This window comes from Cellulosimicrobium sp. CUA-896 (assembly GCF_001942335.1).
Classification (GTDB): Bacteria; Actinomycetota; Actinomycetes; order Actinomycetales; family Cellulomonadaceae; genus Cellulosimicrobium.
On record NZ_MKKH01000036.1, the window covers coordinates 1 to 13,272 of the forward strand.

A 13,272-nucleotide genomic window follows, 5' to 3' on the forward strand; every position below is an offset into this window, starting at 1 on the left:
CGCCCGCGTGCTCGCGGTTGACCCGGACGGCGGTCGCGTGGTCGGGTGCGCTCAGGGCGGCGCGGCACAGGGTCATGAACACCGAGGACCGCAGCGCGCCGATCTCCGCCCGCGCGAGGACGTCCGCACGTCGCGCCCGGCGTCGGGAAGCCCGACGGGGATGTCGATCGCGACCGCGTCGAGGTCGCCGCCCGCGGACGCGAGCGCGACGAGCGCGTCGATCGTCGCGGCCACGTGGGCCTCGACCCGGGTGCGGCTCGTGCGCCCTGCGGGCCACGGGGCCGGGCGTCGTCGGGCCGGTCGTCGAGCACGACGCCCACCCAGCCGGCGCGGCACGCGTCGACGCCGAGCACGCGGGGCTCGGGTGCGTGGTGGTCGGGCACGCGGTTCGACGTCACGGGACGTTCCTACCGTCGTCGTCGGCCCGGCGCACGCGTCGGGCCGTGCGGCCGCGGTCGGTCCCGCGCGGACGAGCGCGCACCTTAGAGGGTGCCGGTGGACCGTGCCGCGCGCTGTCTTGCTGGGCGAGAAGTTTCGCGAGACGGCCGGGTTTCGCTTGCGGCCGCGAGCCGATCTTGCTTGGTTGGAGGAGACCGAGGGGCCCGCGGGAGGGTGCACCGACGGCAGGGCGCACCGACCCGGGTGCGTGCCGCCCGACGTGTCCCGTAGCCCCGCCCGGCGACGAGAGGAGCTCTCGTGCTTACCCTGACCGACAACGCCCGTACCGCTGTCCAGGACCTCACCACGCAGGCCGGTGTCCCCGAGGGAGGCGGTCTGCGGATCGCCGAGTCCGCGGACCAGGCCGGCAGCTTCGAGCTCGCGCTCGTGCCCGCCCCGCAGCCCGACGACACGGTCGTCGAGAACGGCGAGGCGAAGGTGTTCGTGGAGTCCGCCACCGTGCCGACCCTCTCGAACCTCACGCTCGACACCGACCCGAACGCGCAGGTCCGTCGTTCGTCCTGACCCCTCAGGGCTGACGCCGCACACAGTCTTCGACGGCGCGCCCTCTCCTCCTCCGGCGCGTCCTCGAACCTCCGACGGGCCGTCCGCATCGCGCGGGCGGCCCGTCGTCGTGCGTTCCCGGGCTCAGGCCGCCGGACCCACGATCCACCAGGCACCGAGCGCGGCCGAGCCAGGGTGACCAGGAGGAAGACGCCCACCCAGACGATCCCCGGCACGCGCGTCAGGTGCGCGAGCATGTCGGCGTCCGAGCGGCCGCCGCGGCCACGCGCCCGCTGAGCCTGCAGCTCGAGCACCGGCCGGACCGCGCCGAGCAGCAGGAACCACGTCACGGCGTACGCGACGGCGCTCTGCACCGGCGGCGTGGCCCACCACGACACGCCGACGAGCGCCGCTCCGCTGACGAGCACCGACCACAGGCCGAACCAGTTCCGGATCTGCAGCAGCATGAGGGCGAGCAGCAGCACGAGCAGCCACAGCAGCCCGACGGCGTAGCCCTGCCGCAGCAACGCGGCCGCGCCGAGCCCGACGAGACCCGGGCCGACGTACCCCATGAACGCGGTGAGCACCATGCCGAACCCTCGTGGCCTGCCGTACGACACGGTGAGTCCCGACGTGTCGGAGTGCAGGCGGATGCCGGACAGCCGCCGACCGGTCAGCAGCGCGGCGAGCGCGTGCGCGCCCTCGTGGGCGATCGTCACGACGTGCCGCGCGACGCGCCACACCGGCGTGACGAGCACGACGGCGAGCGCGAGCACGCCCATGGCCGTCACCACGGCGGGTGCCGGGGGAGCGACGGGCGTGACCGCGGCCTCCCAGACCTGTCCGACGACGTCGGTCACCGTCGCCCACACGCCTCCCGCCCCGGCGGTGCCGTCCCCGGTCGCGGCGAGCGGCGTCGTCTCCTGCTGCACGCGCGCCATTCCACCACAGCACCCTGTGCCGCTCCGGCGAGCACGACCCTGCTCGCGGTCGACCACGACCGTGGTGCCGCCACGGGCCCGAGAACGACACCAAGGTCGTGCTCGGCAACCCCCCGGGACGGCTCAGCCGGACGTGACGCGGGCCACGTGACCAGGGGCTCGACGCCGGGCATGAGAGACTGGGGCATCGAGGGCAGCGCGAACCGCGCGCCCCGCGTCGTGGAGATCCCCCCGGATTGCGTGCGGCGGACCCCGACCCCCAGCCCCGAGAGGCCTCGTACTTCTGTGACTTCCTTCGCCGACTTCGGCCTGCCCACCCCCGTCGTGCGCGAGCTCTCGCGCCAGGCATCGACTCCCCGTTCCCCATCCAGACCGCGACGCTGCCCGACTCGCTGAAGGGCCGCGACGTCCTCGGCCGCGGGCGCACCGGCTCCGGCAAGACCCTCGCGTTCTCGCTGCCGACGGTCTCGCGCCTCGCGAAGGCCGCGACCTCGCGGCACCCGCGCCGGCCCCGCGCCCTCGTGCTGTGCCCGACGCGCGAGCTCGCCAACCAGATCAACGCCACCATGGAGCCCGTCGCCAAGGCCCTCGGCCTGACCACGACGACGATCTTCGGCGGCGTCGCCCAGTCCCGCCAGGTGACGGCGCTCGACAAGGGCGTGGACATCGTCATCGCGTGCCCGGGCCGTCTCGAGGACCTGCTGAACCAGCGGCTCCTCACGCTCGACGGCATCGAGATCACCGTGCTCGACGAGGCCGACCACATGGCCGACCTCGGCTTTCTTCCCGGCGTCAAGCGCATCATGGACAAGACGCCGAAGCAGGGGCAGCGCATGCTGTTCTCGGCGACGCTCGACAACGGCGTCGACCAGCTCGTCAAGCGCTACCTGAGCAACCCCGTGCGGCACTCCGTGGACGACGCCGCGGCCGCGCCCCCCCAGATGACGCACCACATCCTCGCCGTGCGCGACGCGGAGGCGAAGAAGCAGGTCGTGCACCAGCTCGCCTCCGGGACGGGGCGCCGCGTGCTGTTCATGAAGACGAAGCACCAGGCGAAGAAGCTCGCGAAGCAGCTCACGGCGTCGGGCGTGCCCGCCGTCGACCTGCACGGCAACCTCGGCCAGGGTGCGCGCGAGCGCAACCTCGAGGCGTTCACGTCGGGTGCCGTGAAGGTGCTCGTCGCCACGGACATCGCGGCGCGCGGCATCCACGTCGACGAGGTGGAGCTCGTCGTGCACGTGGACCCGCCTGCCGAGCACAAGGCGTACCTGCACCGTTCGGGCCGCACCGCGCGGGCGGGCTCGGAGGGCGTCGTCGTGACGGTCATGCTGCCCGAGCAGCGCGGCGACGTCCGCGACCTGACGCGCAAGGCGAAGATCACGGCGCAGCCGAAGCCGGTCGCGCCGGGCGACGAGACCATCACGGGGCTCGTGGGCGAGGTCGCGGCGTACGTCCGCCCGGCCGACGTCACGCCCCCGCAGACCCAGGCGAAGCGCGGCACGACGTCCGCCAACGGCGGTTCGCGCGCGTCGCGCCGCGGCCGCGGCGGCCAGGGCGGCCAGGGCGGTCAGGGCACGACGTCGCGCGGGCAGTCCTCCACCGGCGGCCAGCGCTCGACGGGCCAGCGCAGCGGTGGTGGCTCGCGGTCCGGCGGCCAGAGTGGTCAGGCGCCGGCGGCCAGGGCGGCCGCGGCGCCGGTTCCGGCCAGGGCGCGTCGCAGGGCGCGGGCCAGGGGGCCGGTCAGGCGTCGGGCCGGCGTCGTGGCGGGCGCGGTCGCGCGCAGCGCCCCGCCGGGTCGTCGGGGCCGACCGTCTACTCGACGTCGACCCCGCGCTGACCTGCCGCGAGCGGCACGCGGAGGGCCCGGTACCGGCAGCGGTACCGGGCCCTTCGTCGTGCGTGCCGCAGCCCGTGCGGACGGGAACACGTGCCGGGTCCGCGTGGTTGGGACGGTCGGAGGTGGAGCATGACGAGTCAGACCCATGACAGCCAGCCCTACGAGATCAGCAGGACCGACGCGCAGTGGCGCGAGGAGCTCTCGCCGCAGGAGTACGCGGTGCTGCGCCAGGCCGGCACCGAGCGCCCGTGGACCGGCGAGCTGCTCGACGAGCAGCGCGTCGGGGTGTACCGGTGTCGGGCGTGCGACAACGAGCTGTTCCGCTCGGACACGAAGTTCGACTCGCACTGCGGGTGGCCGAGCTTCTTCAGCCCCCTCGCGGGCGACCGCGTCGAGCTGATCGAGGACCGCAGCCTCGGGATGGTGCGCACCGAGGTGCGCTGCGCCCGGTGCGGGTCGCACCTAGGCACGTGTTCGACGACGCGCCGCAGACACCGACGGGCGACCGCTACTGCATGAACTCGGTGAGCCTCACGTTCGAGGCCGCCCAGCAGTAGCACCGGTGCGCGCGACGCCGGATCGCCGGATCGTGGCGTCCGCAGCGAGCGCCAGACCGACCCCGGCCGCGTAGCAGACCAGGTCCCGCACCGCGAACGTGCTCCCCAGCAGCCACGCCGCGGGCGGGACCTCGTCGTTCAGGGCGGCGGCCAGCCCTGTCGCCTGGAGCGCCTCCACGGCCCAGCACCACCCGAGCGCGAGCCCCGCGACGACCACCGTCCGCGCGCGCGGCAGCACGAGCACCGCGAGGGCGTAGGCCGCCGCTGCGTAGAGGACGTCGCCGCCGACGTCGCCGACCGGGTCGGGCACCTGCGTCGCGACCACGAGGCCTGCGACCACGACCAGGGTGAGCGCGACGCCCGCGGCGGTGCGGCGCCGGGGCGACGTCGCACGGGTCACCGGGCGGCGTTCCAGCGCACGACGTCCTCCGAGTAGCGGTGCAGCAGGCTCGCGAGCGTCGCGACGTCGGCACGGTCCCAGTCGTCCAGCGCCTCGGTGATCGACGACACGCGACCGCGGTGAGCCGCCTGGAGGCGCGCCTCGCCGTCGGGCGTGAGCGTGATGAGCTGGCCGCGCGAGTCCTCGGGATCGACCTCGCGGGCGACGAGGCCGAGGTCGTGCAGCCGGCTGAGCTGGCGCGAGATCGTGGCCCGCCCGACGCCGAAGTGGGCCGCGAGCTCCGACCCGCGCACGCCCGGGTGGTCGGCGACGTGGGCGAGCAGCGGGTAGGCGCTCGCCTCGAGGTCCGGGTGGATGCGCCGCGCCATCCCGCCGGCGACGGCGCCGGCGCGGCGCAGCATGACCCGCAGCTCCCGCTCCAGGTCGACGTAGGCGTCGGACCCGGTGGCAGGGGCGGCGCTGGATGCGGAGGTCTCGGCAGGCACAGGCCCATCATGGCGTCTCGCCGCGCCGCGGTCATCATCCTCCGCCGATCTCGCGAGCAGGGCGGGGACGACGACGGCGGGCCCCGGGACGTCCCGGGACCCGCGTCGTGCCACGACCGCCGCTGACTTAGCGCACGCGCTGGGCCGCGCTCCGCTCGTCCTCCTCGACCACGCCGCCGGGCGCGACCGCGTCGGCGAGCGTCGCCTCGGTCTCCTCGGCGAGGGTGACGTGGCCGTCGTCGACGGGCGCGGCGTCGGCGGGGCGCCCGTCGGGCGTGGTGGCCGACTCGCCGGCGAGGGCGGCCTCGCGCTCGAGCCGCTCCTGCAGGCCGGTCTTGGTGCCGAGCGGCACCTCCTTGAGGAAGACCACGGCGACGAGGGCGACGAGCGCGAGCGGCACCGCGACGAGGAAGATGTCGGCGATCCCGTCGCCGTACGCCCGCTCCACGAGGTCCCGGACCGGGCCCGGCAGCGTGCTGACGTCCGGGACGGCGTTGCTGCCGCCCATCGACGAGGCCGGGACGCCGAGCTCGGCGAGGCCGGACTGGATCGAGGACGTCACCTTGGACGCGAGGACGGCACCCAGCACGGACACGCCCACGGCACCGCCGAGCGTGCGGAAGAAGGCGACGGTCGACGTCCCCGCACCCATCTCCTCGACCGCGAGCGTGTTCTGCACCGCGAGCACGAGGTTCTGCATGAGCATGCCCATCGAGGTCCCGAGGAAGAACAGGTACACGCTGATGAGCACGAAGCTCGTGTGGTAGTCGATGGTCGACAGCGCGAACAGCGACGCGGCGAGCAGCGCGGCGCCCGTCACCATGATCGCCTTGTACCGGCCGAACCGGGTGATGAGCTGGCCGAACAGGGTCGAGGCGACGAACGTCCCGACGATCATGGGGACGGTGAGCAGGCCCGACTCGGTCGGGGTCTTGCCGCGTGCCACCTGCATGTACTGGCTGAGGAACACCGCGGTGCCGAAGAGGGCGAGGCCGACGGCGACGCTCGCCACGACCGCGAGCACGAAGGTGCGGTTGCGGAACAGGCGCAGCGGGATGATCGGCTCGGCGGCGTCGCGCTCGACGAGCACCGCGGCGACGAGCGCCGCGACCGCGCCGCCGACCATGAGGAACGTCTGCCACGACACCCAGTCGAAGTTCTGGCCCGCGAACGTCACCCACAGCAGCAGCGTGGAGACGCCCGCGCTGATGAGGCCGGCGCCCCAGTAGTCGATCCGCACGACGCGGCGCGCGACCTTCGGCAGGTGCAGCGTGCGCTGGAGGACGACGATGGCGGCGATCGCGAAGGGGAGCCCGACGAAGAAGTTCCAGCGCCAGCTCACCGTGTCGGTGAGCACGCCGCCGAGCAGCGGGCCGCCGATCTGGCTGACGGCCATGACCCCGCCCATGAGGCCCATGAACTTGCCGCGCTCGCGCGGCGAGATGATGTCCGTGACGAGCACGGTGGCGAGCGCCATGAGGCCGCCGGCGCCCAGCCCCTGGAAGGCGCGGAACGTGATCAGGGTGCCGACGTTCTGCGACAGGCCGGCGAGCGCGGAGGAGACGACGGCGATCGTCAGCGCGACCTGGATGAGGACCTTGCGGTTCGTGAGGTCGGCGAGCTTGCCCCAGATCGGGGTCGAGATCGTCGTCGCGAGCAGGGTCGCGGTGACGACCCACGTGTAGGAGGACTGCGACCCGTCCAGGTCGCTGATGATCTTGGGCAGCGAGCTCGACACGACGGACGTGGCGAGGATCGCGACGAACATGCCGAGCAGGATCCCGGAGAGGGACTCCAGGACCTCGCGGCGGGACATCGAGGTGTGCCCGGCGGAGGCGGGCGGCGCCTGGGTGGTGGCGGCGGTCATGCGGATGCGGCTCCTCGGTGGGCGGGGGTGGTACGGGGGAGAGAGGCGGGCGCGGTGCTCGACGATTCCTGCGCGCCGGCGTCGTGCGACGCGGCGACCGCGGCGGTCACCCGGTCGATGTGGGCGGCGGCGGCGGTCAGCTCGTCGGCGGTCCAGTCGGCGAACGTCGCCGCGCTCATGGCCTCGATGAGCTCGTGCGCGCGGCGGAGGACGTCGCGGCCGCCGTCGGTGAGCTCGACGGTGCGCGCGCGGCGGTCGTCGTCGTCGACCGTGCGCCGGGCGAGGCCGGCGTCGACGAGGTGGCTCACCTGCCGGCTGGCGACCGACAGGTCGACGCGCAGGCGCGCCGCGACGTCACCGAGCTGGACGGGCCCGCAGCGGTCGAGCATCCGCAGCACGCCGAAGGACGCGCGCGGGAGGTCGAGGTCGCGGGCGATGCGCCCGGCGCTCTCGCGCTGGACGCGCGCGAGGTCGTCGAGCGCCCGGACGAGACGGCCCGTCGGGCTCTGGTCCGGGGGGACGGCGGGGGCGCCGTCAGGCACGACTGCGGTGCTGAGCACAGGTCACACTCCTTGGTTGCGGCAGGCAAGCGTACTCCGTGCAGTTGCTTTCAGCAACCATTGTCCGCGGCAAGGAATTCCCGAGTGTGCCCCGCGCGTCGGCGAGAGCGGTCCGTGACGCCACGAACCCGGGTTCGCCCACCCTTCGCCGGTGCGAACGGTGGGCGACCCCGGGCTCGACGGGGACGCGTGCCGGGCTACGCGCGCGGTCGCGCGGCCGCCTCGTCGCCCATGTCCTCGAGCTCCACGTCCTTGGTCTCGCGGACCTTGGCGAGGACGAACACGAACGACAGCGCCGCGAAGATCGCGTACATGAGGTAGGGGATCGACGCGCCGAAGGCGGCGAGCATCGGCGGGAACGTCAGGGTGATGGTGAAGTTCGCGAGCCACTGCGCCATCGCCGCGACGCCCAGCGCGGCCGCGCGGATCCGGTTCGGGAACATCTCGCCGAGGAGCACCCACACGAGCGGGCCCCACGACGCGCCGAAGAACACGACGAACGCGTTGGCGGCGACGAGCGCGGTCGTGCCCCAGGCGCCGCCGAGCGTGATGTCCTCACCGCTGCCCGTCGCCTGGGTGAAGGCGAGGGCCATGATGCCGAGCGAGACCGTCATGCCCGCGGAGCCGACGAGGAGGATCGGCCGGCGGCCCACCTTGTCCACGAGCGCGATCGCGATGAACGTCACCGCGACGTTCGTCACCGCCGTGATGGTGGACACGAGGAACGACTGGCTCTCGTCGAAGCCGACGGCCTGCCACAGCGTCGTCGAGTAGTAGAAGATCACGTTGATGCCGACGAACTGCTGGAACACCGACAGCAGGATGCCGACCCAGACGATCGGCTTGAGCCCGAGCGCGGGCCCGCGCAGCGATCCCTCCTGGGCGTTCTTCTCGTCCACCGCGATCGAGCGGTGGATCTCCCGGATCCGCTCGTCGACGTCCTCCTCGGGGCCGAGCACGGACTGCAGGACGCGGCGTGCGTCGTCGTCCTGGCCCTTGGCCACGAGATAGCGCGGGGACTCGGGGATGCGCAGCGCGAGGATGCCGTACACCAGGGCCGGCACCACGCAGACGAGGAACATCCAGCGCCAGGCCTCCCAGCCGAACCAGAGCTCGTTCGCGGCGCCGCCGGCCGACTCCGCGAGGAGCTGGTCGGACAGCAGGGCCGCGAAGATGCCGACCGTGATGGCGAGCTGCTGGAGGGAGCCGAGACGGCCGCGCAGGCGTGCGGGCGCGATCTCCGCGATGTACGCGGGGGCGATGACGGAGGCGATGCCGATGCCGACACCGGCCATGAACCGCCAGATCGCGAGGTCCCACGCGCTGAACGCGACGGCCGACAGGATCGAGGAGACGAAGAACAGCACCGCGCCGAAGACCATGACGCGCGTGCGGCCCCACCGGTCCGCGAGCCGCCCGCCCGACCACGCGCCGAGCGCGCAGCCGAGGAGCGCGACGGCCACCACCAGACCGGTGATGGTCGGGTCGAGCTCGAACTGCCCCTCGATGGCCTGGACGGCGCCGTTGATCACGGAGCTGTCGAAGCCGAAGAGGAAGCCTCCCACCGCGGCGGCGAAGGCCAGGGCGATGGCCTTGCGGTGCGCGCTGCGGACGGCGTCCGACTGCTGGCCTGCGGTGTCGCTGCGTGACATGGGTCCCTCCGGTCGTCCCTGGGACTCCTGTGGGGGCCCCTTTCGTCACTGTAGGACCGACCTCCGCGCCCGGCGCGGGGAACGTCGCACGTCACAGCCGTCCCGGGCGCGGCCGGCGCGGCGGTCCGGGTGCACACTGGCGGGTGCCCGACGAGACCCCCGACGCCCCCGACCCCGGACGGCCGGACCCCGGACGGCCCGACCCCGGCCGGTCCGACCGCACGGCGCGCCCCCGCCGCCCCGCGATGCTCGACCCGCGCGACGCCGAGGACCTGCCCGGCGAGCTCGACCCCGCGCTGCGCGAGCAGGTCGCCCACACGACCGCCCACGCGATCGTGCACGGCGCGCGCGACGCGGAGGACCCGCAGGTGGTCGCGCGGCTCGTGCGCCTGGTCGAGACGGAGGGGCTCGACGTCGTCGCCTCCCTGTGGTCCGACGCGGCGCCCAACTCGCTGCCCGGCGCGCTCTGGCGGCTGTACGTGCTGCGCGAGTGGGTGCGGCGCGACCCGCAGACGGTCGGGCTGCGCTACCGCCTCGGGGTCGACGCCGCGCCGGTCCACGAGGCCATCGCCGGGGTCCCGCGCCGCCCGAGCCCGAGGACCTGCGCGCGCTCGCGGACGCCGTGCTGTCCGGGGTGTTCGCGGGCGACCTCGCCGTCGCGCTCGAGCGCGCGGCGTCGTTCTGCCGCATCCTCGCGACGGGCGCGGCGTTCGACGCCGACGCGCGCGAGCTCGCCGACCCCGACGCGGCGCTGCGCATGACCCGCGGCGCCTCCTCGTTGCAGCGCACGGCGGGCGAGCTCGAGCACGCCGCCGGGCTGTGGCGGGCCGGCCGTCTCGACTGAGCGGGCCAGGCCCGTGCTCGGCGTGCGGGGCCGGGACGATCGCACGGCGGGGCGTTCCCCGCACCTCGGCGCCGCGGCGTCTCGCGGAGCGCGAACACCGGCCCTCCCGGGTTCGCGTGCGCAGGAGCGGCACGTACGATGGACGGGACGCCGGGCCGCGGTAGCCCCGGGCTCCACACTCAGCCGCTACGAGCGGCCACGCGCCGAGAGGCGCTCCCGGTCCGGCGTCGCTCCGTGGCCCGCGCGGCCCGCGACGAGGCGGGCGGCGACGGGCGATCCCGGTGTGGCGCGGCCGGTCACCCGGCCGCGCGGCGGGACGAGCCACGAGTGCGGGACCACGTCCGACGTCCGCTACATTTGACGGGAGTTCGGCCGGTGTTCACCCGGCCCTCACCGACACACTCTCGACCCTCGCAGCGGAACCGACCGAGACCGACCAGTCCTGAGACTCGCGACGTCCCCCACCTCGCCGTACCCCCGGAGCCTCCTGTGCGCCTGCGCCTGACCCCGCGCGACACCACGTTCTTCGACCTCCTCGCCGACTCGGCGCAGCACCTCGTCACCGGCTCCACGCTCCTCGCCGAGCTGCTCGGTGCCGACCGCTCGACGCGCAAGCTGCTCGCGAAGCAGCTCAGCGAGACGGAGCACCTCGCCGACGACGCGACGCACACGATCATGCGGCGGCTCAACCAGACGTTCGTCACGCCGTTCGACCGCGACGACATCTACGCCCTGGCCTCGACGCTCGACGACTGCATGGACTACATGGAGGAGGCGGCCGACCTCATCGTCCTGTACAAGGTCGAGGAGCTCCCCGCCCGGGTGTCCGAGCAGGTGCAGGTGCTCCAGCGCGCCTCGGAGCTGACGGCGGAGGCCATGCCGCGACTGCGCTCGATGAGCGACCTCGCCGAGTACTGGGTCGAGGTGAACCGCCTCGAGAACCAGGCGGACAAGCTGCACCGCAAGCTCCTCGCCGAGCTGTTCGACGACGTCTCGGACCCCATCCAGCTCATGAAGCTCAAGGAGATCGTCGAGGTCCTCGAGGAGGCGGCCGACGCCTTCGAGAAGGTCGCGAACACGGTCGAGACCATCGCGCTCAAGGAGTCCTGAGCGCCGTGGGTTCCGAGGTCGTCCTCGTCGTCGTCGTCGTCGCCTTCGCGCTGGCGTTCGACTACACCAACGGCTTCCACGACGCGGCGAACGCGATCGCGACGTCGGTGTCCACGCGGGCGCTGACACCGCGTGCGGCGCTGATCATGGCCGCCGTGTTCAACCTCATCGGCGCGCTCCTCGGCACGGCGGTCGCGCAGACCATCGCCGAGGACATCGTCGCCGTGAACGACGTGCCACCGCACCAAGGGCTCGTCATCGTGCTGTGCGGGCTCGTCGGCGCGATCACGTGGAACCTCATCACCTGGTGGCTCGGGCTGCCCTCGTCCTCGACGCACGCGATCATCGGCGGGCTCGCGGGCGTCGGCATCGCGTCGGGCATCACGGTCCACTGGGACGCGATCCTCGACAAGGTCGTGCTGCCCATGATCTTCTCGCCGCTCATCGGGTTCGGCCTGGCGTTCGCGCTCATGGTCGGCGTGCTGTGGCTGTTCCGCAACGCCCTGCCCACCAAGGCGTTCCGCCGGTTCCGCATCGCCCAGACGGCGTCCGCCGCGGCGATGGCGCTGGGCCACGGCCTGCAGGATGCGCAGAAGACGATGGGCGTCATCGTGCTCGCTCTCGTCGCGGGCGGGTTCCAGGACGACAACACGATCCCCCTGTGGGTGAAGCTCTCCGCGGCGACGGCCATCTCGCTCGGCACCTACGCCGGCGGGTGGCGCATCATGCGCACGCTCGGCCGCAAGATCATCGAGCTCGACCCGTCGCGCGGGTTCGTCGCCGAGTCCGTGTCCGCGCTCGTGCTGTACGCCAACGCGTTCATCTTCCACGCGCCGGTCTCGACGACGCACACGATCACGTCCGCGATCATGGGCGTGGGCGCGACGAAGCGGCTGTCGGCCGTGCGCTGGGGCGTCGCGAAGAACATTGGCGCCGCCTGGGTGCTGACCATCCCCATGGCGGCCCTCGTCGCCGCGGTCATGTACTGGATCCTCGGCCCGCTCCTGGTCTGACGACCGGCCGGCCGTGACCACCGGTCAGTGCAGCGGAGGCGCGACCTTCTCCGCGGCGACGACGCGCGGGCCCTTCGGCGTGCGCGCGACGTGCGCGACGATCATCTCGCCGGGGTCGAGGTACGGGTCACGGGTCGGCAGCGCGTTCGCGACGGCGCGCCGCGAGTGCTGGCCCAGGACGTCGAGGACGGTGGGGAGCACGGGCCGGTGCGTGCACAGCACCGACGAGCGGTCCGACTCGAGGAGCTCGCGGACCGTGCGCGCGACGCGCGCGGGCGACCGCTCGTGCTGCGCCTCCGAGAGGTGGTCGCTGCACACCGGCTCGTGCCCCGCCGCGCGCGTGTAGGGCGCGACGGTCTGCGCGCAGCGGTCCCACCGGCTCGTGACGACGTCCCGGACGCCGTACGCGGCCAGCACGGGCACGAGGGCCATCGCCTGCGCGTACCCGGCCGGGGTGAGCGGGCGCTCCCGCTCCTGCCCGTGCCAGGCCGTGCGCGAGACCGCCTTGCCGTGCCGCGCGATGACGACCACGTGCGTCGCGAGGCGTCCCTCCTCGTGCTCGCGCACGAGCACGTCGAGCGGGGTCCGGTCCGACCCGCGCGTCAGACGGCGTGCCGCGTCGGGGGCCGAGAGCCACTCGGCCGCGTCGATCTCCTGGGGCGACACGGGCGGCACCGGGGGGCGCGCGGCGAGCGCCCCGGCGTCGTCGGAGCGTGAGGCGCGGCGGCCGGCCCAGTAGTGGACGCGCTTCACGCGGCCCTCGGACGTGAGGTACTGCAGGCCGGGCAGCGGGACGCCGAGCACGACCGGCTTGCCCGTCTCCTCGGCGACCTCGCGGGCGGCGGCGGCCTGGAAGGTCTCGCCGGGCTCGAGCTTGCCCTTGGGCCACGACCAGTCGTCGTAGCGCGGGCGGTGGACGAGCCGGACCTGGAGCTGTCCGCGCTGCAGGCGCCACACGAGCGCGCCGGCGGACTCGACGACAGGCGTGTGCTCGACGTGCGTCGGGCCGAGCGGGGGCACGAGCGTGATCCCGTTGCCCGGGCCGGAGGGCGGCATCGCCATCC

Annotated in this window: 11 protein-coding genes and 3 pseudogenes; 6 read left to right on the forward strand and 8 right to left on the reverse strand. The window is 73.8% G+C overall.

Going from position 1 to position 13,272, the window contains the following annotated elements:
* Window positions 1-72: 72 nt before the first annotated feature.
* Window positions 73-234 carry a hypothetical protein gene (locus BJF88_RS19650; RefSeq protein WP_158068933.1) on the reverse strand — a complete coding sequence of 54 codons (162 nt, stop codon included), beginning with the start codon at window positions 232-234 and terminating at the stop codon, window positions 73-75.
* Between the two features lie 462 nt (window positions 235-696).
* On the opposite strand from BJF88_RS19650, the gene BJF88_RS12215 reads away from it, so the two are divergent.
* Window positions 697-963 (forward strand): iron-sulfur cluster assembly accessory protein, encoded by a 267-nt coding sequence (locus BJF88_RS12215; RefSeq protein ID WP_075829007.1) that lies wholly within the window; start codon window positions 697-699, stop codon window positions 961-963.
* Between the two features lie 227 nt (window positions 964-1,190).
* Here the strand turns inward: BJF88_RS12215 and BJF88_RS12220 are convergent.
* A pseudogene (locus BJF88_RS12220) lies at window positions 1,191-1,883 on the reverse strand (M50 family metallopeptidase); the annotation flags it as partial.
* Window positions 1,884-2,119: 236 nt separating this feature from the next.
* Here BJF88_RS12220 and BJF88_RS12225 point away from each other — a divergent pair.
* Window positions 2,120-3,853, forward strand: a complete 1,734-nt coding sequence (locus BJF88_RS12225; RefSeq protein WP_255371993.1) for a DEAD/DEAH box helicase — start codon at window positions 2,120-2,122, stop codon at window positions 3,851-3,853.
* Window positions 3,850-4,277 (forward strand): annotated as a pseudogene (msrB, locus tag BJF88_RS12230) (peptide-methionine (R)-S-oxide reductase MsrB). Before BJF88_RS12225 ends, msrB begins: the two are co-directional and overlap by 4 nt.
* Here the strand turns inward: msrB and BJF88_RS12235 are convergent.
* From BJF88_RS12235 to BJF88_RS12255, 5 genes are all read right to left on the reverse strand, one after another.
* Window positions 4,252-4,677: a DUF2809 domain-containing protein gene (locus BJF88_RS12235; RefSeq protein WP_075829008.1), complete on the reverse strand. Its 426-nt coding sequence runs from the start codon at window positions 4,675-4,677 to the stop codon at window positions 4,252-4,254. The pseudogene msrB and the gene BJF88_RS12235 sit on opposite strands and share 26 nt — an antisense overlap.
* Window positions 4,674-5,162 (reverse strand): MarR family winged helix-turn-helix transcriptional regulator, encoded by a 489-nt coding sequence (locus BJF88_RS12240; RefSeq protein WP_075829009.1) that lies wholly within the window; start codon window positions 5,160-5,162, stop codon window positions 4,674-4,676. The genes BJF88_RS12235 and BJF88_RS12240 overlap by 4 nt, the downstream gene beginning before the upstream one ends.
* A gap of 127 nt (window positions 5,163-5,289) precedes the next feature.
* A complete protein-coding gene (locus tag BJF88_RS12245; RefSeq protein WP_083649097.1) occupies window positions 5,290-7,029 on the reverse strand; it encodes an MDR family MFS transporter in 1,740 nt (579 codons plus the stop codon).
* Entirely contained in the window at window positions 7,026-7,589 is a 564-nt protein-coding gene (locus BJF88_RS12250) for a MarR family winged helix-turn-helix transcriptional regulator (protein ID WP_075829010.1), read from the reverse strand. Before BJF88_RS12250 ends, BJF88_RS12245 begins: the two co-directional genes overlap by 4 nt.
* 197 nt (window positions 7,590-7,786) lie before the next feature.
* Window positions 7,787-9,241 carry a sugar porter family MFS transporter gene (locus BJF88_RS12255; RefSeq protein ID WP_075829011.1) on the reverse strand — a complete coding sequence of 485 codons (1,455 nt, stop codon included), beginning with the start codon at window positions 9,239-9,241 and terminating at the stop codon, window positions 7,787-7,789.
* A 245-nt stretch (window positions 9,242-9,486) separates the two neighbouring features.
* On the opposite strand from BJF88_RS12255, the pseudogene BJF88_RS12260 reads away from it, so the two are divergent.
* The 3 genes and pseudogenes from BJF88_RS12260 to BJF88_RS12270 all read left to right on the forward strand — a co-directional run bounded on the left by BJF88_RS12260 (window position 9,487) and on the right by BJF88_RS12270 (window position 12,208).
* Window positions 9,487-10,085, forward strand: a pseudogene (locus BJF88_RS12260) (hypothetical protein).
* 489 nt (window positions 10,086-10,574) lie between these two features.
* Window positions 10,575-11,195 carry a DUF47 domain-containing protein gene (locus tag BJF88_RS12265; RefSeq protein ID WP_075829012.1) on the forward strand — a complete coding sequence of 207 codons (621 nt, stop codon included), beginning with the start codon at window positions 10,575-10,577 and terminating at the stop codon, window positions 11,193-11,195.
* Between the two features lie 5 nt (window positions 11,196-11,200).
* A complete protein-coding gene (locus BJF88_RS12270; protein ID WP_075829013.1) occupies window positions 11,201-12,208 on the forward strand; it encodes an inorganic phosphate transporter in 1,008 nt (335 codons plus the stop codon).
* A 24-nt stretch (window positions 12,209-12,232) separates the two neighbouring features.
* Here BJF88_RS12270 and BJF88_RS12275 read toward each other — a convergent pair whose 3' ends face one another.
* The gene (locus tag BJF88_RS12275; protein ID WP_255371994.1) at window positions 12,233-13,270 is read right to left on the reverse strand and encodes an NUDIX domain-containing protein; all 1,038 of its coding nucleotides are present in this window, start codon (window positions 13,268-13,270) and stop codon (window positions 12,233-12,235) included.
* Between the last annotated feature and the right edge of the window lie 2 nt (window positions 13,271-13,272).